The sequence below is a fragment of the Lysinibacillus sp. NPDC056232 genome (assembly GCF_042267565.1).
Classification (GTDB): Bacteria; Bacillota; Bacilli; order Bacillales_A; family Planococcaceae; genus Lysinibacillus.
This window is the reverse complement of sequence record NZ_JBHJTF010000009.1, coordinates 42676-65674: the sequence shown is the minus strand read 5'-3', so window position 1 is coordinate 65674 and position 22999 is coordinate 42676. Positions and strand designations below refer to the sequence as shown.

The following is a 22999-nucleotide window of genomic DNA, read 5'->3' as shown; positions in this document are numbered from 1 at the left end:
ATCATTTTTATTTATGCCTTTGTGAAAGCCTCTAATGCTAATTTTGCTGTCGTCTCTGCAGCAGCTTGGAGCCCTTGGACTTTTTGATGCAGGTTTTCTTGGATGGTCGGTAATTGTTCAATTACTTTTATAGTTTGTTCAAACAATAATGTCCCGTTCCAATCATCTACTTCAACATGTCCAATAATGGGTTGGTCTACAATTTCAGCAAATGCATCGATTTTCGGATCGTAAGAAATCGCTATAAATGGGGTAGAGTGGATGGCTGAGAAAATTAATGAATGTAATCTCATACCAATTAGCAGTTTAGACTGCCCAATCACCGCAATTTTTTCTTCGATCGATAGATCAGCAGGGGCTATGATACTCTTTTCTTGCATAAGTGCTGCTACTTCTTGTGAAGACTTTGCATCGTGCTCACCATGCATCGGCAAGAAGACAATCTGTTCACCATGGCGTACTAATTGATCGAGGCTGACTGCTATTTTTTGCTTGTAATTTACTGTTGATGGCCAGTCACGAACACTTATAGCGATATAAGTGTTCGTTGATAATGACGCATCTGCTAACCAATTAGTATGGAAGGTGCTACCGTTAAGTCCAATCACCGGATCGGGTACCACTAAAGCCTCGTTTTTGACACCAATCTCTGTTAAAAGAGATTGTGAGGCTTTATCTCGTACTGTTATTTCTACCTTATTAAAGGCTTTGCGGACAATAAATTTACTTACAGGATGATTGATTGGACCCATACCTTGAGCGTAAACAAATACAGGTTTTTTTAACCATTTTGCTATTTGAATAACGCCCGCATAGTAAGGAATCGTCTTCATTCCTGTTTGGTCTTGCATGAGGCTACCGCCACCACTGATGAGCCCATCAGCTGTTTTTAGTACTTGTCTGATTTCGTTCATTTTCCAACGATTCACGGCTTTCACACCATATGTTTTTTCAGTGGCCGCTGGATTATTCGATAATACCGTAATGTCTATATCACTTTGAAGTTTTCTTAGAGCTTGGATAATGGAAAGTAGTATCGCATCATCGCCAACATTATCGAATCCGTAATAGCCAGACAATACAACATGCATTATGTCCACCTCGCGATTGCTTTAGAAATAAAACGGTAACCGATCTTGAAGATAAAGATAAACACTAGTCCTACGACAAAACCAAATGAAACGCTATAAAGTGTACGTAATGCCGACACAGCAACAGGGATGTGTAAATGTGTAAAGGTATTAACAATAGACAAGAATCCAATAACACCTGGTATTAGAAGGATACTGCCCCATTTTCGATTAATGCCCATCACATATAGCGCTAAAACAAAGAATGGGAAACCAATTAAAAATTCCTTCGTTCTTGGTCGAACATATAGGATATTTTCAAGCCATTGTCTAAATACCAATTCTGCATTACTAACGGAACCAGAGTTACCTGTTCTACTGATATAGAATAATCCTACTCCTGCAACGACAATTAGCAGTAAAACATGCCAATATTTTAAATCTCTATTTAATAATGTAACGGTATTTGAAAGTGTTTTCTTTAGATCTTTATCAACTAGACGGTTAAGTTCTAGTAGCACAAATACTAATACACCTGCGATTGGAACAACATAAACAAGCTTAACGCCTTTAAATGCTTCAAAGCCTGTCATAAATGCATTGCCATTTAATAATCCAATGACAATAACGATACCAATGATGCTAATACCTACTGCTTTTAAATATTGTAGTAAGATCGAAGCAATATTTTTAGAGCCCTTAGCTGTTTTAATGACAGCATACGTTGGGGCCATAACTGCAATAATTAACGCGAATGCTTGTAAGAAAAGAGTACTTTTCAGAAGGAAGTACGCGATGGCTAAAGCACTCATAAATACAACTGCTGTTATACGAAGAGGCATCCATTTCACTAGTTCTGAGATAAGGTAAATAAATACGATACCTGCTAATAAGACAAGTGCCGTTACCCATGTTGGGACTGCAACAGTATCAAATAGTTTTGGCATGCCAGACTTGAAATGATTTGGCATCTGCTTTTGAACACCTGTTAAATAATCAACTGTTTCCGCCAAATTTTTCTTAGCATTACCTTTTGTTTTAATATGATAGAAGATAGATCGAATATTTCGCTCTTTTACTGCGCGTGTTGTACGATCAATGCTTGCATTAAGCGTTAACTTTGTCTCTCTATTTACATTGATGCTATGCAAGCGAATCATATTATAGTCTGTACTTTTTGCAATCTTGTCTTCGCCCTTAAGGGGATTGCTTTCAATTGTGTAGAAATAATAGCCTGCCTTACTTAGCTGTTCAATCATTTCATTACCTGACTTCTGTCCAAATCCGATGGCCTCATCCCCTGAACCAAGTAAACGGCCTGCAGAGGAATCTTTTAATTCAAGCAATTGCTTAACGATTTTTTCGTTGGCCGCTTTATTGTCTGCATTTTCTACTTTAAAGATGAGGGACAGATCATGCTTGTTGATCATCTCCATTGCAGGTTTATCGTAACCAATTGGTGTTTTTAAATCATAACGATGGTTTGAACTCGGAAGGAAATAGAAAGACTCATCTCCTATTTGTACTTCTTCAGGCTTCATGCTGTCTTTAATGAGTTGTTGATAGCTTGCGTTTTCAGGAACGCTAATATAGTATCCACTCTTATTGACATCAACAGCACCTTTATAAGGTGTGAAACGTAGTTGTGCTGCTAATTCATTTTCATCGTAAATGGAAATCAGACTTTGACGTTCCATTTCCTTTAATGTTAAAGGCTCAAGGCTAACGGTTGTAAGCCCTGCATCTTTTAAAGAGGAAAGGATTTTATCCATTGTTAAATCGCTTTCCTTGTTTACTACTTGAATTTCATCATAAGGAATCACTATTTCATAGGCATCATTCGATTGCTCAGCATTCCACCTCATCATGATTCCAGGTGAAGACACGACGAGCAATAGGATGACAATTCCCCAAAGCCATTTCTGTTTCGACATAAATTTTCTACCTCTCTTATTTATGAAAACCTTTTTCCCGATAATCGGGATTTTCTTTAAATCTTGTTCATTAATGGCATTCATTAACCATAATAATAGGAAATAAATAACACATCCAATTGCAATTGCAACAGCTAGATAACCCATTGCCCACGTTCTTGACCACTTTTCAATATCAAACCAAAGTGTAGGTAAACCGACTGCAGCTCCCATTAGGATAGAAGATAGGATGATTTTGATCGTATCTTTTCCAAGTACGGTGAAGCGAATTGCACGATAAATAAAAATAGAATTTACAATAAATAAAACAAAGTAAACAAATAATGTTGCATAGGCTGCCCCATCTAATTCGAACGCTTGGATAAAGAAGATATTTGAAAATATCTTTAGTACAACACCACCAAGAATGATGATAGCTCCAGTTTTGGCAGCATTCATCCCTTGTAAAATACCTGTACCAAGTAGTGTCAGAGATGTAAATACAGAGCTAAGGTTAATAATTGCTAACATTAAGCTTCCCTCTAAGTCTGTGAAAAGAGCGAGGTTTAAAGGTAAGGTTAATGCTAGTAACCCTAAAGCAGCTGGCCAGGAAATAAGATGGGTAATACGGTGTGTTTGCTCAATAATCCCACGTGTTTCATCTAATTTACGTTCTGCTAGTTTTGTCGTAATTAGTGGAACAAGCGGTAATATGATAGAGGACGCAAAAACAGTTGTAATTTGAACAAGCGTTAATCCTCGACCATAAATCCCGTAAAGGAAATTAATTTCACTTGAGTCAGCACCAGCACTTCTTAAGCCATACGTTACTGTAAAGGAGTCAACAAAGTTAAAGAGTGCCATTGTGACAGAACCGATGGCAATCGGAATCGATATTTTTAAAATTGTCTTACCCCAGAGTGAGAAATCGTTAAATTTATATTTCTCTTTGCTGGTTACTTTTACAGATGAACGGAAATATTTAAAGCGTAAATAGAAGAGAGATGCAACAGCCCCAAGTACAGAGCCTGCCATAATACCCCCAGCGACAATATCATTGGAATAATCCATTGCAACTAGGAAATAGGCAACAATTAAAATTAGAGCAACACGCACTAACTGTTCAATTACCTGAGAAATCGCAGTCGGACGCATATCCCCATAGCCTTGGAAAAATCCTCGATAGACAGCCATATAAGGAGCAACGAGCAATGTAAGAGCAACAACAATTAACGCAATTTTTGTTGATGGGCCTCCTAAAGCATTTGCGATTTCAGTTGAAAAGCCATAAATGATTGCAAAACTTAAGACGCCAAAGCATAGCGCTAGGATGCTTGCTGTGACATAAATTTTCTTTACTTGATCTGTGTCTTTTTTTGCATTGGCCTCCGCAATAAGCTTCGAAATGGCAATAGGGATTCCGGCAACCGATAAATAGAGTGCCACCATATAGACTGGATACACTAAACTGAATATACCAAGTACCTCATCGCCCGCTATATTTTGTAGCGGAATTCGGAAAATACTACCGATGACTTTAGAAAGCAACATAGCAACTGTTAGGACAAGAGTACTTTTAACAAATGTGGACTGACTCATTTTGGTGCTCCCTGACCTTTAAATTTTAATGCGAAAACCTTTAAAGCAAATCGAGGAAGGACAAGCATTCTTCCGAAACGACTTGGCTGACGAAGCAGTCGATAGAGCCATTCGAGATTTAATTTTTGCCAGATCATAGGAGCTCGTTTGACTGTTCCTGCAATAACATCAAAGGAACCACCAACACCGATAAATACACCTTTGCTAAATTGACCTAGATTTTCTGTAATCCATTTTTCTTGTCTTGGCACACCTAATGCAACAAATACAAGATCAGGCTGTAATGCAGCAATTTCATTTGCAATATCATTCTTGTTCCAATCAAAAAATCCATCATGATAGCCTACTACGTCCACATTTGGATACGTTTGATTAATATTTTTCACAGTCTTTTCGAGCGTTTCATTTTGTGCACCTAACAGATAAATCTTAAAGCGCTTTGTATTGCCCACTTCTAAAAGTTGTACCATCGTGTCGTAACCAGTAACACGCTCCGGAAGCGGATCACCAAGTATTTGTGCAGCTTTTACAACGCCGATACCATCTGCACAAATGTAAGTAGCTTGTTTCAGATAATTCATGACAGTAGGATTTTCATTTGCCTGCATCACGACTTCGGGATTTGCTGTAATAACGAATGTCTTTTCTTCATGTTCAATACGATTGACGAGTATATCAACAAACTCTTGCTGATTACTATGTAAAAAGGGTACGCCCATAATCGTTACATGCTTCATATAGTGTTCAAACCTTTCTTTATTCCTTTTTCACTGCAATCTATCATACCACAAAAGCAATATTGACAGGAAATTTTCGGTGATGGATGGGCATTGCGTCAGGAGAATAATATTGAGGGAATTGTGAAGAGAAGCGGACTGAAATTGCTATGGCATATTAGGCTTATCACTAAAAATGAGGGGTTGATTTCCGTTCCGACTGGTCGCTTTGTCGCTGACGCTTCGCTTTCGCACAGAGCAAAGCTTCCTGGGGGCGTCCGATGAGCCGCTTCCTTCACTTCGTTCAATCCAAGGTCTCGGGCAAACACGATGTTGGTCACGAAGGCGTTATCACAGGACGTGATGTTTTTAGCCTTCGTTCCTCTATCGCTGATCCCCAAGGAGTCGACCAGTCTCCACTCCAATCAACTTTTTGTACAGCACATATATTTCCAATTGTATGTTCAATTTTACAGTGATTAATCTATAAAAGTGCCTTTCAAAAGACGGTAAAAGTAATAAGATAATATGGTAATATAATCCTTAAAATTCGAGTTTCTTCTATTATATATAGCATATAAATGTTATAGAGGAAATAAGCGTATCATCATGGGGGGATTTTTAATTTTTCGTGGATTTAAACAATTGAATGTACATAAAGAAAGAGTGCGAATAAAATGATTCGCACTCTCTTGCTTTATAAACCTATTTTGAATCGAGTGATTTGTTATTCACAATATAATCACCATAAACCCATCCCGTTTTGCCATTATAGAGCACCTTATACCAGTTACCGTTTTTTACAAAATCACCATTAGCATCTACAACACCAATGATAAAGCTCTTTGGTTTTACAGTACCTAAAATGGAAGACGTAGTAGATGGCTCGCTTCTTACATTTAGCGTGATGTTCATATCGACAATCTGCAATCCATTTTTCAAACTTACATACTCTTTAAATAGCCATCCTTCTTGTCCATTCACTTTGACTTTGTACCAACCGCCATTTTCACCGAGCACAGTGAACGATGTATCCTTTGGTAATTTCGTGATGATGGAAGAAGCATCCGCTGTATTCGGATAAGTTCTCATATTTAGGTCGTCAACCGTAGCCTGTCCAGTGGCCCCAGCTAAAGCTGTATCTACTGCATATTGCTTTGCAGGAGTAGGTAACGAAGTAGGGGAAGACTGGTTTTGATAGACAGGAACGTCAAACACTAAGTTAGTCGTAGTATTGGCACCTGTTAATTCATACATGTCATAAATCTTTTGCGCTTGGAGCACTGCCCACATGACATGTGTTGCATACTGATGGACCGTTGGGTTTTCAGGATTCCAACGCATTTTATATAATGTGTCCTGCCCTTTACTAATATATTGATCTTTCACAAATTGTGCTCCACCAATAATCGCATCCTTGATCGTGAACCATCCATTTGTATAAGCTCGTTCAGCTCCAAATTTATTGGCGTTTGCATCAATAGCCCCAATGCCATATACATTGTATGTTTTCTTAATTGCAGTCAGGCTATTTCGATTTTCAGTCGTGACCATTACTGCTTTACCGTCCTTATCGAGACCAACTTCAATACCATTTGCTAGTGCTGAAGCTCCATTGCCTGTTTCATGCAATGCATGTGACAACAAATAGATGGCATTGACATTATGATCAACACCGGCCTGAATAAAGGCGTCTGCTGTACCGACTAAGCTTCCTTTATTATAAAGAACTTTGTCGTTGATCGTTTTTGCATTTAGATTCGTCACAGCCGTCGATAATTTTAAAAATTGATAATAGGACGGACTATCTTGAATAAAACTTTTAGGGTGTACATAGTATGACACTAGTGCCTCGCTAGCAGTGAAAACGCCAGCACCATCTACTTTTGGATTATTTTTTGCCTGTTTATCCACCACAGCCTTGTAGTCCTGTGCGTAGTTGGTAGTAGTATATTGCTTGCCACCAACTTCAGGTGCATCTAAATGTATCAATCGATAGAGTACAGTAGCTGACTCAGCACGTGTTGCTTGGGCAAGTGGCGCAAATGTATTGTTCGGCTTACCAACAATCAGCCCTAACGACACGACTTCTTGCACATCGGTATAAGCCCATTTAGCGATACTAGCATTGTCATTAAACTTAAGAGGGGAGGCAGTCGTCTTGATGTTTTGGTAATCGAGTGCTCTTTTTAGCATGGCAGCCATTTGCTGACGATCAATGTTATCGTTTGGATCAAACTTTCCATTTGCATTGCCTTTGACTATTTGATAATGACTCGCCTGCTTTATGACATCGTAATACCAATCTCCTTCACGTACATCCGAGAAGTTAGGTTTCGTAGATACTTCTGGTAAGTTAAGTGCTCTTACGAGAAATGCGGTGAATTCAGCACGAGTGACGGAATCATTCGGGCGATAATTGCCTGAATCATCACCTTTCATTAAATCGTGTGTAATCAGATAGTTCATTTCATAGTAGGCCCAATGCTTAGAAATATCTTCTGCAGCTACATTTGTAGGTGCTAAATAGAACATCGCAATAAGCATGGCCCCGAAAATAGAGAGTTTACCTTTCATTCTTTAAGCTCCTTTCAATAGTTGATAAAATCCTATCAAACTATTAAAAGTGTAGCATAAAAATAGGGAATCTATTGTTACAACATGGAAACAGGTCCATTTTTACAGTAATAATAATGTAGGAAAATACATTCCTCCTTTGGAAATCACGGTATATATTTCTGTTTCTTTACAATTATGACTAATTAATTACGGAAGTCTTTAATATTTGACAATTTCGTATCCATTCCAGAAAATGCTTGGATAATGTTGAGAGTCAGGTATAATAGGTAATGGTTCTATATGTTACCAACCTTAATAAGGTAAAAACATTGGGTTATAGTGGATACCATAATATAACCGGCAAAAAAACCTTCTATATCTAAATTTATGTCATAATGCTTGAATTTAGAGAAAGATAGTGTTATATTATTGTGGAAAGTGAATAAATTTACTAGAATGGTATTCTAATACTCTTTTTCTAGTGAATTTTACTAAAAAAATTTGCTTGTAGGTTTTTTTTATTATTCAAGGAAGCTATAATACATACATTTAAGTTAAGCAGTACTATAGTTTTCGTGAGGATAATACCAATTTTAAGGAAATGTTAGGGAGGAATACAATAATGGCAAAGCAAAACAAAGGCCGTAAGTTTTTCGCGGCATCAGCAACAGCAGCACTTGTTGCATCAGCAATCGTTCCTGTAGCATCAGCTGCAACATCAACAATCAAGGACTTCGATAAAGTAGCACCTTACGCTAAAGAAGCAGTTCAAGCTTTAGTTGACGCAGGAGTAATCTCAGGGGATGAAAAAGGAAACTTCAACCCAACTAACTCAATTACTCGTGCAGAAGCAGCTAAAATCTTCACAGGCGCTTTAGAATTAGAAGCTGAAGGCGATGTAGATTTCAAAGACGTTAAAAAAGACGCTTGGTACTATGATGCAATTGCAGCTACTGTAGAATACGGAATTTTTGAAGGTGTAAGTGAAACTGAATTCGCACCAAACAAAAACTTAACTCGTTCAGAAGCAGCTAAAATTCTTGTAGAAGCTTTCGAATTAGAAGGTGAAGCAGATCTTAAAGATTTCGCTGACGCTTCTACTGTTAAACCATGGGCTAAATCTTACCTAGAAATCGCTGTTGCAAACGGCGTTATCAAAGGTTCTGAAGTAAATGGTAAAACAAACCTAAACCCAAATGCATCAATCACTCGTCAAGAATTTGCAGTAGTATTCTCTCGTACTGTTGATCTTATCGAAGAAGAAGCAACTGTAAAAGTTGACAAAATCGAAGTAGTTGACGCTAAAACTTTAAACGTAACTTTATCTGATGGTACTAAAGAAACTATCACTTTAGAAAAAGCTTTAGAGCCTAACAAAGAAACTGAAGTTACTTTCACAATCAACGATGTAGAATACAAAGAAAAAGTTACTTTCGTTGTAACTACAGCTACTGCTGTTAAATCTGTATCTGCAACTAACCTTAAACAAGTAGTAGTAGAATTTGACGGTAAAGTTGATCCTGCTACAGCTGCTGAAGAAGGTAACTATTCTATTACTGGTTCTAACGATCCTGAAATTGATACTGCAGTAGTTGCTGAAGATGGTCGCTCTGTAACTTTAACTCTTAAACAACAATTTGAGAACCAAGCTGAATATAAATTATCTCTTAACAACATTAAAGCTGGCGATAAAGTTTTAAATGAAAAAGATTTAAAATTCAAGCCTCTTGATAATACAGTGCCAACAGTATCTAAAGTAGAAGCTTTAGGTAACAAAACTGTTCGCGTTCAATTCAGTGAACCAGTTAAAGCTGCTCAAACATCACAATTCCAAATTGATGGTAAAGTAGTTGTTGGTTCAATCCAAACTAACTTAAACACTGTAATCATTAAATTATCTTCTGCTTTAACAGATGGAGAACACACTCTAACTGCTGAAGGTACTGAAGATTACAACAACTTCAAAACAGTGAAAGCTGACACTAAATTCAATGTAGTTGAAGATAAAACTCCTCCAACAGTTGCTTCAGTTGTAAGTGCTTCATTCGAGAAAGTAGTACTTAAATTCTCTGAGCCTGTAGAGCAAGTATTTGCTTCAAACATCTACTGGATGCAAGGTGGAGCTAAAAAACAAGCTTCTTCTGTAAAACAACTTACTGATGATACATTTGAATTCACATTTGTTGGTGAAAACAAACTTGTTTACACAACAGATTTATATGTTACTAACGTAAAAGACTTCTCTGGTAACGTAATTGATAAAGATACTAAAGTTCAAGTAACTCCTGTAATCGATCAAACTCGTCCAGAAGTAATTAGCTCTACATTTGTTAAAGATTCTAACAACAAAAAAATCGCTATCAAATTTACAAAATCACTAGATTCAAAAACAGCTGCAAAAGCTGCTAACTACGTGATTAAAGATAAAGATGGTAAAGTACAACCAATTTCTAGTACTGTTGAAGTAAAAGATAAAGAAGTAGTAATTTCATTACTAGGTACTTTAAAAGATAATACTGATTACACATTAACTGTAACTGGTGTAGCTGATAACACTACATTGAATAATGTAATGCTTCCATACACAACAACTTTATCAGTTAAAGACGTAACACCACCTGAATTTAAACAGGTTACTCGTTTAAACAATAAACAACTTTATGTTGCATTTAATGAAGCAATGGCAACAAGTGGAGACGGTTCAATCGTTGACACAGATAAATATACTGTTACTGCTCCAGACGGTACAAAATTAACAATTGCATCATTTAATGTAACTCAAGATTCAAAAGGAGTTATTCTTAACTTCTCTAAAGATATTCCACTTGCAGGTCCTAACTTTACAGTAAAAGTACAACTAGTTAAGGATTTAGCTGGTAATCTTTTGAAAGATTTAACTGAAACGCTAGCTGTTAAAGATCACACTGATACTGTCATTAATTCAGTTGAAGCTACTGCAGTAAATAAAGTTGAAGTAGAATTCTCTAACCCAATTCAATCACTAGTTCAAGGTGATTTCTCATTTAATAATGTTGAAATTGCTTATTCTGAACTTTCAACTGATGGTAAAACAGCAACTTTCACATTAAAATCAGATTTAAATGAAGATGCTACAAAAGACAATAATGAAGTTAAGTTAACTGTTAAAGATAAACCATCAACTGTTGATGTATTAGGTAAAGCTATTGAATCTATTACAGGTAAAAAAGTTGACGACAAAATCAAGGCTACTGTTGATAAAGTATCTGCTGTTGCAAACAAAGCAAATCAAATCAGAGTTACTTTCAATGAAGCTGTTAAACTTACAGCTGATAATGCATTCTCAGATTTCACAGTAGTTGATGGTCTAGATTCAACAAATAAAGTTAAAGTAACTGATGCAACATTAGAAAATGCAATTGATGATGCTAGTAAAACTGTTATCTTAACTGTAAATACAAATTTAGTTTCTGCTACAGTTGAAGTTGCAAACCCACGTTTTGTGACTGATAAAGCTGGTAATGTTATTGCTAAGATGGAACCAATGTCTACAGAAACAGATAAAGCTGGTGCTGATGCAAAAACAGCTTTAAACACTGCAATCGCTACTGCACAAGAAAAAGTAGATGCTAATGCTGATGAAGGTGAAACAGCTGGTCAAAAAGTTGATGGATCTAAAGTAGATTTAGAAAAAGCTCTTGCTGATGCAAAAACAGTTAATACTAATGCAGCTTCTACATTAAAAGAATTAACTGATGCAAAAACAGCATTAACTAATGCTATTGCAGCTTACGATGCTGCTACAGTTGCAGATATTTCTAAATCTTTAGTTGCTCCAAAGTTATCAATGGGTGGTACAAAAACAGGTACTATTACAGGTATTACAGCTGGAGCTACTGAAGTATTAAACGTAACATCTGCTCAAATTAACTTTGTTACTGTTGATGCTGCAACAGGTTTAAAAATTACTGCTATTGCTGAAGGTACTTCTGAAATCACTGTTCAAGTGAAAAATGCAAAAGGTAAAGTAATTAAAACAGGTAAAGTTTCAGTTAAAGTTGACGCTTAATAAAACTAAAAATAACTCTATAATTTGATTGATTCAATGAAATGAGTAGAAATGAAAACCCCATCTTGCATAAAGCAATTGTGGGGTTTTCTTTCTTTTTAAATTAAAATTATCAAATAGATGTAAAAAAACTTTTTTGTAAATAGTCGATCTACAAGTACATAATCCCATTGCACCAATGCCGTGCTGAATTTCAAAAAGTATAAAGTCAAGAGAAGTTGTACTTTGCGGTTGTTGGGGAACGTTAGAAGTCTCGTTAGAAGAGGTGGACCAGAACCTATAAAACTAACAAGATGACAGCGGGTTCGTAGTAGTTTAGAAGCTAGCCGTTATATGATAACATATGAGAAGGGTAAAACTAGCAGGAGCGAAGGTATCCAGTCAGTAGTAATTCAATAAGAAAATTATTTCTTTCCAAAGGTAAATCCTGAGGCAATCATATATAATTGTCTCTTTTTTATAACTGTGAATTTTATACATCCTTAATTAACTCTACTTAACTTGATTGTTGTTTTTATCAAATTAAAACGCGTATTAGAATTATTAATAATCCTAAAACTAATTTTTTATCATTTTGAAAAGGATAGAATGGCGTAGAATAAAAAACAAAAAAATAGCCTCTATCAATCCATGTAAGAACTAATAGAGGCACTAACTAAGAAGTAAAGCTGATACTACAACCTGAATACCGATTAAGATAAATCATCATCGATTTCCTGAAAATCTTGAAGTTCAAAAATAAAAAGAGCGTAAGGAACTGTCCCATCTTCAGCAAGGAACAAGGTAAAGATTAACGATTTCATGGGTACAGTAAATTTTATAAAGAACGATACCACGCCCAAAAACATCGTGTTTTGGCAACAGCATTGCTAGAGTATTTTTATTTGTATTTTATAGAAACTCCTGAAAATCAAATCATAAGCCATTTACATTCATTTTAAGAATTTATGGTTTATGTTTATTTTCGTGGGTATCATTTTACATGATTTTTATTGATGATTTCCTGTACTGTAGTTTTAATATTGCGATCATATTTTATATCTTTAAAAGTACCCTTATATGTCTTTTTTATAGATCCGCTATTAATATCAGATAGTACGATTGTATAATCACCTGAAGCCTTACCATTAGCAACAGTTCCATCTAAAAGCATATAAGCATCGTGCGGACTAGCAAATCCTGTACCACCGTTTGATACTCGAACGGTATGCTCAGAAAAGAAGTCTCGAGTGTTATCTAGTAATGAAGTAAAGACAAAATCACTTACAACTTCTCGTGAGGAATTGGGCTGATCGACTTCCTGATAATAACGATTTTCCGAAATAAGTTCTAAATTTAGAGTTTGTAAATTCACAAAATAGTATCTTTCAGCAAGTTCATATGTTGTAATATAAACTGTTTTCGTTTGATTATTCCAATCAACCTTTGCACCAAGTGCTTCACTAATAAAACGAAGAGGTACTAGGGTTCTACCATTAATAATCTGAGGAGCAACGTCTAAAGCAATCTTTTGCCCGTTAACAGTAGCAGTCTTGCTACCAATGACTAAACCAATTTTTTTTGTACCGCGAATAGCTGTAATTGATTTTGTTTTTGCATCCCATTGTACTGTTGATTCTAATTCCTCGAAAATTGTTCGCATTGGTACTAAAGTCCGTCCATTAATAGATACTGCGCCTTGGTCAAATTGTATAACATCACCATCAATTTCTACTTTAATGGCAGTTGCAGCCTCTGCAGAAGGGGCAAATGAGAAACTAATTAAACATAAAATAAGTGCTAGAGTAATTCTAGATGTAATTTTTTTGATCACTTTAAATCTCCTTTAATCATAATTAAATTGGGTAAATAATAGATTGATTGTCAGCTAATATCGCTGATTTAAACCGACCGACCCCATCTCTACAATCTTTGTAGGGTGTGCGCTTGTTTTAAAGGGGTGGTTTAATGAAGGTCTTTTGATAGTCAGTTTTGAGGTGACTTGAAGACTATTTCTACTGTTAGTTGATGGTCGCTCTTATTTGTCTTTGACAAGTGAGTGAGTTTTTTGCCGTTCCTTAACGCCTTGCAATTATTTCTTCTAATTCTTCATTTATGTATCCAACCTTCCTCTAACGCTTATTGTATTTATTATATAAGTGTCCCTCAAGTATGAGTATTTTCCTCTGTTAGCATGATTTACCTATAAGATGCTGTATGAAGCACTACCACCCTTAATCGTTTGCTCTTTGCACATAATCGCTACTTATTACTTATCCAAGCAATTCAACTGAACATAGTTCTGAAGATTTAGATGTCATAAATAGAGTAATAGTGCTTGTCGCTTAGTTTGTATGTAATAAATAACATAACTCTGAACAAAGAGAAGTAAAAAAGTCTTGTAATATAATTGCAAATAGTTTTAGAATAGTAAGGTAAGGAAAATATTACTATTTATGTGAAGGAGGACGATTAAATATGTTTAAATTATTTAATCGTGATAAAACAAAAGGTTTTATCATGGGCGTTGTATTTGTACTAGTATTAACAGCTAGTCTTGGTACAGCATTAGCAGCAGGCAAATTAGCCAAAATTACGGTTTCAATTGGTGGCATTTCACTGTATGTTGATGAGAAGTTAACAATATTAAAAGATGCAAAAGGTAATGTTGTTGAACCTATTGTTTATGATGGTACAACTTATTTACCAATACGTGGAATTTCAAGTGTTTTTGGTAAAGATATTAAATGGGATAGTAAAAAATCAGCTATTTATATAGGTAAGGAACCATCTGTAGGGCAAATAGATATTGCGGAAGTACCAATGTATGCAGGGGGGGATATAAGAGTAGGGGAAAATGCTGCATTTGATTTATTAGATAAAAAAATTCAACCATTCAATCGTTTTGGTGGTGATAATAGTTATACCTATATTCTTAATTCGAAATACAGTGCATTGCAAGGAAGCTTCGTTATTCCTTACACTAATTTGGGCAGTGCTAGAGACGGAACAGTAAGATTTTTTAGTGTTGACCAAAAAGGCAATGAAACTTTAATTGAAGAATATTCCCTTGAAGCTGGTGATGAAGCCATTAACGTAAATGTTAATCTAACAGGTGTGAATATTTTGAAAATCGATACAAAAAAAGGTTGGCCCAATTATAGTGCCCTATACAACGTAACTTTATCGGGGATTTGATACAAGTTACCAGGACACCTACTTGGTTAGATGTTGCTAAGTGAGAGAAGTCTGTCGGAGAGAAATCTTCGACAGACTTTTCTTTTTTATCTTTAAGCAAAAGATAGGAATGATATTTATTAAAACGCACGCTAGGTAAATAAGTTGATTGAAGTGGAGACTGGGCGACTCCTCGGGGATCAGTAATAGAGGAACGAAGGCTAAAACCATCACATCCTGTGATAACGCCTTCGTGACCAACATCGTGTTGGCCCGAGACCCTGCAGCGAAGCGGATGTTTTCTGTGCGAAAGCGTAGTGCTAACGTAGCGGCAGCAACAAAAGCGGCTCATCGGACGCCCCCAGGAAAGCGCCCAGTCGGAACGGAAATCAACCACACGTTATGCTGATGAGCTATTTTTTTGAAAGCAGTTTCTATGTTTCCCCTGATTGATTCGTTATTTGGTGAAAACTATAAGAAGAATGAACACACTTAAGAGATGAATAGTAGAAGTTCATAGGGGTTTGGAAAAGCCTTAAATCTCCGTGAAGCTTTTGCAGGAATGCGGTTTAGGCATACAGTACCTAATTCTACTTTTTTCGATAAGAATGCCACATTTTGGGCTTTTTTCATGTTAAGATGAGTAATAGAAATTAGAAAATTTTTGTAGAAAAAGGAGATAAGGATGTTAAACAAATTAAAAGCTTTTTGTATGGTGGCGGCTCTTGTTTTTGCTTTCATATTGTCTGGACAAACCTCCGCGTCAGCTGCTACTGACAAAGGGATTCAGATACGAAATAATGTGACGATTAATATCGATGGAGAAACGATTCAAATCAATGATCCCATTTTAAGTAAAGCGGATCATCTTCTTTTGCCGATGAGAGCTTTGTATGAGGCGATTGGTGCGAGTGTTGACTGGAGCAAGGAAAACAATACTGCCACAGCTTATCGCAATGGCAAAGTTATTAATTTAACAATTGATTCAATGACAGCCTTAGTAGATGGGCAAGAGGTTGAAATGGATGTTGCACCACTTATCTATAAGGATAGAACATATATGCCATTGCGCTTTGTTTCTGAAAACTTTGATGGAAATGTCGCTTGGGATCCTGATACACAAACTGTTACTATTTTATTAGATGATTCTTCAGAGAAACCTCAAGAAGATCCATATATCTTACATGTAAATAATAAGCGTATTGTAATGGATGATCCAATTGTTACGAAACAATCTAGATCTTATATTCCTGCTGATTATTTATCTGATTATTTAGCGGATTCTGCAGGTAATTGGCTGCCAGATAAATCATTTGAATTACAAATTGCTGGCATGAGCCTTGTCTTCAAAGACGGTAGTAATAACGTTTTGATCAACAATGAATCTGTAACAATAGAAGAACAGCCGTTTATTCAAAAAGGTAAAATGTACGTTCCTATTACTTTTGTTGTCAATACATTGGGAGGAAACCTACGTTATATTAGCGAAAAAAGAGAAATGTATATTTATGTTTATCGCTATATGTATACAAGTGACTTCCTAGAAAAATCTTTTGGTACTACATCATATCCTCAACCTGTTCCTTCTGCTCGTTTAGAAGGAGATCGTGATTTGATGGTCAGTGATAATCCAGAAAATTTAACGCACAGTCTACTACCTAAATCAAATGCTACGCTTGCACAATATGAAGTTAAATCTACTTCAGCTACTAATAAGCATCGAATATTTGGCTGGCATTTAAATAAACTTGGAACAGAAGTAAAGATTGGTATTACGATCGAGAATACTTCAAGCACTGAAAGTATTAAGGTCAGCAGTTCTAAAGGTATTACTCAAATGTCTGGGAATAACTGGATAGGTCATGATATTGGGTTATCGATTGCAGATGCAACGTTAAATGGAAAACTAAAAAGATCTGATAGTACTGGTATTGTTATCGCACCAGGAGAAACAAAGGTTATTGAAACACTCGAGTTGTTCCCCGATTATGTCGTTGGATTTTTACATGATATAGATATCCAAGCTGTTAATGGCGGAAGTACAGATTATATGATTCGAACAGTATTAACGAAGAGTAATAGTGATTTAACAAAGATCAAGACGGACGCTGTGGCAATTGATGAATATGCGAAGCATCCACGAGGTGCTTGGCCGAGTGCTACTATTCTAGCAGAACTTCCAGAATATACAGTAGATACACAAGAGGTAGGTTATAACCTATCAAATGGAAGAACAGATCATTTGCTAACGACAGAAAATTCTCTGTCACAAATCAATGGTGCATTGGGGAATCCAGGTCACTTCGGTATGAACTATAAGGTATCGATTCCACTTGTAAATGATTCAGGAAAGACAAAAACGATCAAGGTTAAGTTAACTGGTCGAGGTGGCTTATATAGTGGAGCAGTGAAGTTCAATGGCAAAGTGTACTTAGTGCCTGCGTTGCGAACAAGTTCAGAATATGTTGAATTTGAATACAAGATGAAGGGTTCATCTGATAAGATTGAATTAGAATTAATCCATGCAGGTGGCGTAAATCTTCCGGTAGCTATTTATGTAGAAACAAAATAAATGAAGTCCCTGGCACGAATCTGTTTTTTACAACATCTTCGTGCCAGACTTTTAAATGAAGAAATAAGAAAACTAGTAGCAATTGTTGTACTATCTTTCGTTTTAATTAAAAGCCTTTTCTAACATCTACGAAACGAATACATTGGGCGAGAACCAATCGTATACGTAATGATTTCACCATTTAAGCTTTTCTCCAAATAATTTAAACTCCGTAATGTTCATATTCCATTTTTCATTTGGTGCTTTTGCTTTAATTGGTAAGAGATTGAAAGAAGAAGTTCACAGAGCCTTGGAAAATCCTAAGATTTCCATGCAACTTTTGCAGGTATAGGGTTTAGGTGCCAGTACCTAATTCGACTTTTTTCGATACCAGCACCACTTTCTGGACTTTTTTCATGTTAAGATGTTCTATAGATTAATTATGGAAAAAGGTGTTTAAGATGTTTAGTAAATTTAAGACTTCATGTATGATTACCGCAGTAGCTTTGGCTACGATATTGCCTGGACAAGCCTCTGCATCAGCTGCTAGTGACAAGATTCACGTGAAAAATAATGTTTCTATTAATATTAATGGTGAGACTCTCAAAGTGAATGATCCGGTTTTAAATAAATCTGATTATCTTTTTTTACCTATGAGAGCTTTGTATGAGGCGGTTGGTGCCAGTGTGGACTGGAAGAAAGAAACACTTACTGCGTCAGCCATTCGAAATGACAAGTCAGTTAATTTAACAATCAATTCAAAGACAGCTTTAGTGGATGGACAAAAGGTGCCAATGGTTGTTGCACCATTTATGTATAAGGATCGCACGTACATGCCATTGCGTTTCGTCAGTGAAAATTTTGGTGGTAACGTGAACTGGAATCCTACTACACAAACTGTTGATATTTCCTTAACAGATGAGACGCCAGGGAAACCTCAAGGGGACCCATATATTTTACATATTAATAACCAACGCATTGTGATGGAGGATCCAATTATCATAAAGCAATCGAGATCCTATATTCCGGCTAATTATATATATGAAAACTTAGAAGATTCTTCTGGCACGTTGTTACCTGATCAATCGTTTGAATTGCAAATTGCGGGAATGAGCTTTCTTTTCAAGGAAAATAGTAACCAAGTTCTAGTAAATGATGAAGTTGTGACAATGGAAGGGAAACCATTTATGCAAAATGGGAAAATGTATGTTCCTATTAGTTTTGTTGTCAACGCTTTAGGTGGAAATTTACGTTATATTGAAGATAAAAGAGAATTGTATCTTTATGTCTATCAATATATGTATACAAGCTCCTTCCTTGAAAAATCTTATGGTGCTACTTCAAAGCCTGGGATTGTTCCTTCTGCTCGTTTAGAAGGAGATCGTGATTTGTTGATTAGTGATAATCCAGAAACGTTAACGAACAAGCTGATTCCTAAATCTAATGCTACACTTGCCCAATATCAAGTGAAAGCAACATCAGCTGCAAATAAACATCGAGTATTTGGCTGGCATTACAATACGCTAGGGACAGATGTACAAATCGGTATTACCGTTCAAAATACTTCTAGTACGGAAAGCATCGAAGTAATCGACTCCAAAGGGACTAGCCAACAAACGGGGAATAGCTGGGTTGGCCATGATATTGGTTTAACCATTGCGGATGCAACGTTAAATGATAAGCTTAAAAAATCTAGTAGTAAAGGGATTGTCATCGCACCAGGAGAAACAAAGGTGATCGAATCCTATGATTTGCTCAATGACTATATCATTGGATTTTTACATGATCTAGATATTCAAGTTGTCAATGGTGGGACTCCAGCGTATACGATTCGCACAGTATTAACAAAGAGTAATAGTAATTTAACAAGCATTTTATCAGATCCTGTTCCGATTGATGTATCTGCGAAGCATCCGAGAGGTGCCTGGACGAGCTCTACTATTCTAGCAGATCTTCCTGCTTATTCAGTAGATTCACCAGAAGTAGGCTATAACATTTCAAATGGTAGTACAGACCATTTCCTAACAACAGAAAATTCACTTTCACAAATCAATGGTGCAATAGGGAATCCTGGTCATTTCGGAATGAACTATAAGGTGACGCTTCCACTTGTTAATCAAACTGGAAAGGCAAAAACGATCAAGCTTAAATTAGCTGGTCGAGGCGGCATATATAGTGGTGCAGTAAAGGTCAATGGCAAAGTGTATCTAGTGCCTACATTGAGAGTAGGTACAGAATATGTTGAATTACCGGATTACAAGATGAAGGGTTCATCAGAAACGCTTGAGTTAGAATTCATGCATGCCGGCGGAGTAAACCTTCCAGTAGCAATTTATGTAGAAACAAAATAAATGAAGTCCCTGGCACGATTGTGTTTCACAACATGACTTCGTGCCATACTTTTTGATTCGGAGTGAAAAAATTGGCAAAAAAACTAGTAACAATTGTTGTAGTCTGTTTCGTTTTAATGCTAGCAGTAAATCCAAGTGTTGCAAATGCAGCTGTTTTTGATAATAAAATAAAAGAAGAAAAGAAAGAAGTATCGCCACAAGTAACACATATACAGCAAACCTATAGTTCTAATTCTATTCGTGAGTTTGTCAATGTTTTAGATGTTAATTTAACTAATACATATACAAAACTTGAAGTCGGTGTACCAAAACCTATTAACTCACTTCAAACAACAACGAATATGGCGAAGCAAAACACATATGATGGACATCGTGTTGTTGGGGCTGTCAATGCTTCGTATTTCCTAGGAAATGGTATGCCTGCCAACTTGTTAGCTGAAAAGAATGAAATTATTAACTATGGTATTTTGGGAGATACATATGAAAGTCCAACACAAAAGCCTGTTGCTTTTGGTGTATCCAAATCAGGGAAGGCGATCGCAGACTATTATTCTACGAATCTATCCTTTCAAGTAAATGGTAAAAGTTATCCGATTGATCTTATCAATACAGAAAGAACGACTGATAAAACAGTATTATACACACCTGATAAAAAAACAACAGGGTCAAATAATTGGGGTGTAGAAATTGTTGTCTCAAATGCTAGTCAAGATATGAAAGTATTACATTTCGGAGATCGCCTTTCAGGGACGGTTTCAAAGGTAACGGCGTATGGTGCAGAAGGGAATTCAACAGTACCATCTGATGGCTTTGTTATTTCGGTGCAAAATAAAGAGCTGGCAACTGAACTAAGCCAAATTACTGCAGGGACAAACATTGATGTGAATCTATCTATTGATGAAAAATGGATGGACGCTCAATTTATTTTAGCTGCAGGACCTATGTTAGTGAATAATGGTAAGGTAGACATTTCTATGCCAACGAATTCTGGATTCGCTTCAGCGCGCAGTCCTCGTACTGCGGTAGCAGTAGATGCAACTGGTACAAAAGTGTTTGTTGTTACAGTAGATGGTAGATTAAGTGGTCATAGTAATGGCGCTAATTTAACAGAGTTAGCTTCGCATTTAATCTCAATGGGTGCTACTTCGGCCATTAACCTTGATGGAGGCGGCTCTACAGCGATGGTTGTTCGAAATCCGGGCGGCTATTTTGCGAACCTTGTGAACGTTCCTTCAGATGGTGGTGAGCGTCGTGTATCAGCCATTTTACAGGTTGTCAATACAGCGCCACCAGGGAAAGCAAAATCCATTACGTTAAACAATGTGAACCAAGTCATGAAAGGTTCATCCGTTGATATGAAAGTGGCTAGTGCTTACGATCAATACTTAAATCCTATGACCATCAACCCATCTAAGATGAACTGGTCGGTTGAAGGCAATATCGGTGAGATGAACGGTGCAACCTTTACAGCTACGCAAAAAGGGGAAGGCAAAATTATCGGTGAGTATGATGGTGTGCGAACATCCACAACTGTGAAAGTTGTAGATTTATCACAAGAAAAACCTATTTTACTAGATAGCTTTGATAATGCTTCATCATGGACAGTGGAAGTTGCGAAAGCAAATGCTTCCATCACAAATTCTAAAGACTATGCTAGACAGGGAACTGCTAGCTTAAAGTTAAATTACGATTTTACAACAGCAGGATCCGATACGAAAGCAGCTTATATGGTAGCTAAATCACCGATTCCTATTACTGGAAAACCAAATAACATAGGCGTTTGGGTATTTGGAGATGCTGGAAAGCAATGGCTTCGTGGAGTGCTTGTAGATGGTTCAGGAGCAAAGCAGACAATTGATTTCACTAGCCAAGGCGGTATGGACTGGAATGGTTGGAAGTATGTCACTGCGAAAATCCCAAATGATGTTACACTACCATTGAAATTCGAACGATTATACGTTGCACAGCCTACAGCCTCTCTTCAAAAGAAAGGTCAACTGTATTTCGATCAATTACAGGCTGTGTATCAAGACAATCATGAGGAATTAGTCTACACAGATGTAGCGAAAGGTTATTGGGCTTTTTCAGATATCCAAAGTTTGTATAATAAATCTCTTATAAAAGGATACGAGAATGGAACATTTAAACCAGAAGCGTCCATTACACGTGCAGAGGCAGCGACTATTATTGCAAGGGCTCTCAATTTAACAACAACGAAGGCTCCAAGCTTTAAAGATGTCAGCAAGGACCATTATGCATACAGTGCCATTGCTGCTGTAGAGCAAGCTGGGATTATTAAAGGGCAAGAAGTAGGGAAGTTCAACCCGAACGGACAGCTTTCACGTGCCGAAATGTCGGCGATTTTAACAAGAGCTTATAAATTAACAGGCTCAAGTAAAGTAAACTTTACAGATGTTAAATCGACGCATTGGGCGTATAGCGATATCCAAGCGCTTGTAGCAAATAACTTAACAGGCGGCTTCCCAGATAATACATTCAGACCAGACACACAAATTACGCGTGCACAATTCTCAAGCTTCTTGAATAGATGCTTATCATTAAAATAATAAAAGCACATATGACAAAACCCTGTAGGATTGAAACTACAGGGTTTTGTCATTTTGCAATGTTCTAGCATTTAAAAGCATTTGCGGCTGACGCTTCGCTTCTGCACATAAAACATTCATTGCTGAGCTATTATTACTATAAACTAGGAGATACTCGCTAAGTGAACTAGTTGATTGGAGTGGAGACTGGGCGACATAATAAAGTAAAAAGATTCACGCACAGTTTTGTGTGTGAATCTTTTTTTGCTCTTGGCAGGTGGATGTCGATAAAAATTAAAAGTTGGGTGATAAAACGTAAAAGTTAGTCGATAAAATTCAAAAGTTGGGTGATAAAACGTGAAAGTTAGTCGATAAAATTCAAAAGTTGGGCGATAAAATGTAAAAGCGTTCCGATAAAACTTAAAAGTTGGATGCCATTTTGTTAAAACGTATGTCATGTGGATAAGTTGATTGTGGAGACTGGACGCCC

Annotated in this window: 10 protein-coding genes and 2 pseudogenes; 6 read left to right on the top strand and 6 right to left on the bottom strand. The window is 36.6% G+C overall.

Annotation, left to right across the window (positions count from 1 at the left end; genetic code table 11):
- Positions 1–11: 11 nt before the first annotated feature.
- The 4 genes and pseudogenes from csaB to ACFCYJ_RS09315 all read right to left on the bottom strand — a co-directional run bounded on the left by csaB (position 12) and on the right by ACFCYJ_RS09315 (position 5319).
- Positions 12–1091 (bottom strand): polysaccharide pyruvyl transferase CsaB, encoded by a 1080-nt coding sequence (gene csaB / locus ACFCYJ_RS09330; protein ID WP_376073572.1) that lies wholly within the window; start codon positions 1089–1091, stop codon positions 12–14.
- Positions 1091–2845: pseudogene (locus ACFCYJ_RS09325) on the bottom strand (DUF5693 family protein); the annotation flags it as partial. The pseudogene ACFCYJ_RS09325 and the gene csaB, both read right to left, overlap by 1 nt.
- 189 nt (positions 2846–3034) lie before the next feature.
- Positions 3035–4582: pseudogene (locus ACFCYJ_RS09320) on the bottom strand (putative polysaccharide biosynthesis protein); the annotation flags it as partial.
- Positions 4579–5319 (bottom strand): WecB/TagA/CpsF family glycosyltransferase, encoded by a 741-nt coding sequence (locus ACFCYJ_RS09315; RefSeq protein ID WP_376073570.1) that lies wholly within the window; start codon positions 5317–5319, stop codon positions 4579–4581. The gene ACFCYJ_RS09315 and the pseudogene ACFCYJ_RS09320, both read right to left, overlap by 4 nt.
- A gap of 260 nt (positions 5320–5579) precedes the next feature.
- Between ACFCYJ_RS09315 and ACFCYJ_RS09310 the strand changes: the two genes are divergently transcribed.
- Positions 5580–5777, top strand: a complete 198-nt coding sequence (locus ACFCYJ_RS09310; RefSeq protein WP_376073568.1) for a hypothetical protein — start codon at positions 5580–5582, stop codon at positions 5775–5777.
- 226 nt (positions 5778–6003) lie between these two features.
- Here ACFCYJ_RS09310 and ACFCYJ_RS09305 read toward each other — a convergent pair whose 3' ends face one another.
- The gene (locus tag ACFCYJ_RS09305; protein WP_376073567.1) at positions 6004–7875 is read right to left on the bottom strand and encodes an S-layer homology domain-containing protein; all 1872 of its coding nucleotides are present in this window, start codon (positions 7873–7875) and stop codon (positions 6004–6006) included.
- A 604-nt stretch (positions 7876–8479) separates the two neighbouring features.
- Here ACFCYJ_RS09305 and ACFCYJ_RS09300 point away from each other — a divergent pair.
- Positions 8480–11905: an S-layer homology domain-containing protein gene (locus ACFCYJ_RS09300; RefSeq protein WP_376073565.1), complete on the top strand. Its 3426-nt coding sequence runs from the start codon at positions 8480–8482 to the stop codon at positions 11903–11905.
- A 973-nt stretch (positions 11906–12878) separates the two neighbouring features.
- Here ACFCYJ_RS09300 and ACFCYJ_RS09295 read toward each other — a convergent pair.
- On the bottom strand, positions 12879–13718 hold the full coding sequence (locus ACFCYJ_RS09295) for a copper amine oxidase N-terminal domain-containing protein (protein ID WP_376073563.1): 840 nt from the start codon (positions 13716–13718) through the stop codon (positions 12879–12881).
- 644 nt (positions 13719–14362) lie between these two features.
- On the opposite strand from ACFCYJ_RS09295, the gene ACFCYJ_RS09290 reads away from it, so the two are divergent.
- From ACFCYJ_RS09290 to ACFCYJ_RS09275, 4 genes are all read left to right on the top strand, one after another.
- Entirely contained in the window at positions 14363–15082 is a 720-nt protein-coding gene (locus tag ACFCYJ_RS09290; protein ID WP_376073562.1) for a stalk domain-containing protein, read from the top strand.
- A 664-nt stretch (positions 15083–15746) separates the two neighbouring features.
- Positions 15747–17633 (top strand): stalk domain-containing protein, encoded by a 1887-nt coding sequence (locus ACFCYJ_RS09285; protein WP_376073561.1) that lies wholly within the window; start codon positions 15747–15749, stop codon positions 17631–17633.
- A 440-nt stretch (positions 17634–18073) separates the two neighbouring features.
- Positions 18074–19963, top strand: a complete 1890-nt coding sequence (locus ACFCYJ_RS09280) for a copper amine oxidase N-terminal domain-containing protein (protein ID WP_376073560.1) — start codon at positions 18074–18076, stop codon at positions 19961–19963.
- Between the two features lie 71 nt (positions 19964–20034).
- A complete protein-coding gene (locus ACFCYJ_RS09275; RefSeq protein ID WP_376073558.1) occupies positions 20035–22530 on the top strand; it encodes an S-layer homology domain-containing protein in 2496 nt (831 codons plus the stop codon).
- Positions 22531–22999 lie beyond the last annotated feature (469 nt).

Excerpts from the sequence above, each read along its gene's own strand:
- csaB (WP_376073572.1), bottom strand. The coding sequence starts at position 1,091 with ATGCATGTTGTATTGTCTGGCTATTACGGATTCGATAATGTTGGCGAT.
- ACFCYJ_RS09315 (WP_376073570.1), bottom strand. The coding sequence starts at position 5,319 with ATGAAGCATGTAACGATTATGGGCGTACCCTTTTTACATAGTAATCAG.
- ACFCYJ_RS09310 (WP_376073568.1), top strand. The coding sequence starts at position 5,580 with ATGAGCCGCTTCCTTCACTTCGTTCAATCCAAGGTCTCGGGCAAACAC.
- ACFCYJ_RS09305 (WP_376073567.1), bottom strand. The coding sequence starts at position 7,875 with ATGAAAGGTAAACTCTCTATTTTCGGGGCCATGCTTATTGCGATGTTC.
- ACFCYJ_RS09300 (WP_376073565.1), top strand. The coding sequence starts at position 8,480 with ATGGCAAAGCAAAACAAAGGCCGTAAGTTTTTCGCGGCATCAGCAACA.
- ACFCYJ_RS09290 (WP_376073562.1), top strand. The coding sequence starts at position 14,363 with ATGTTTAAATTATTTAATCGTGATAAAACAAAAGGTTTTATCATGGGC.
- ACFCYJ_RS09285 (WP_376073561.1), top strand. The coding sequence starts at position 15,747 with ATGTTAAACAAATTAAAAGCTTTTTGTATGGTGGCGGCTCTTGTTTTT.
- ACFCYJ_RS09280 (WP_376073560.1), top strand. The coding sequence starts at position 18,074 with ATGTTTAGTAAATTTAAGACTTCATGTATGATTACCGCAGTAGCTTTG.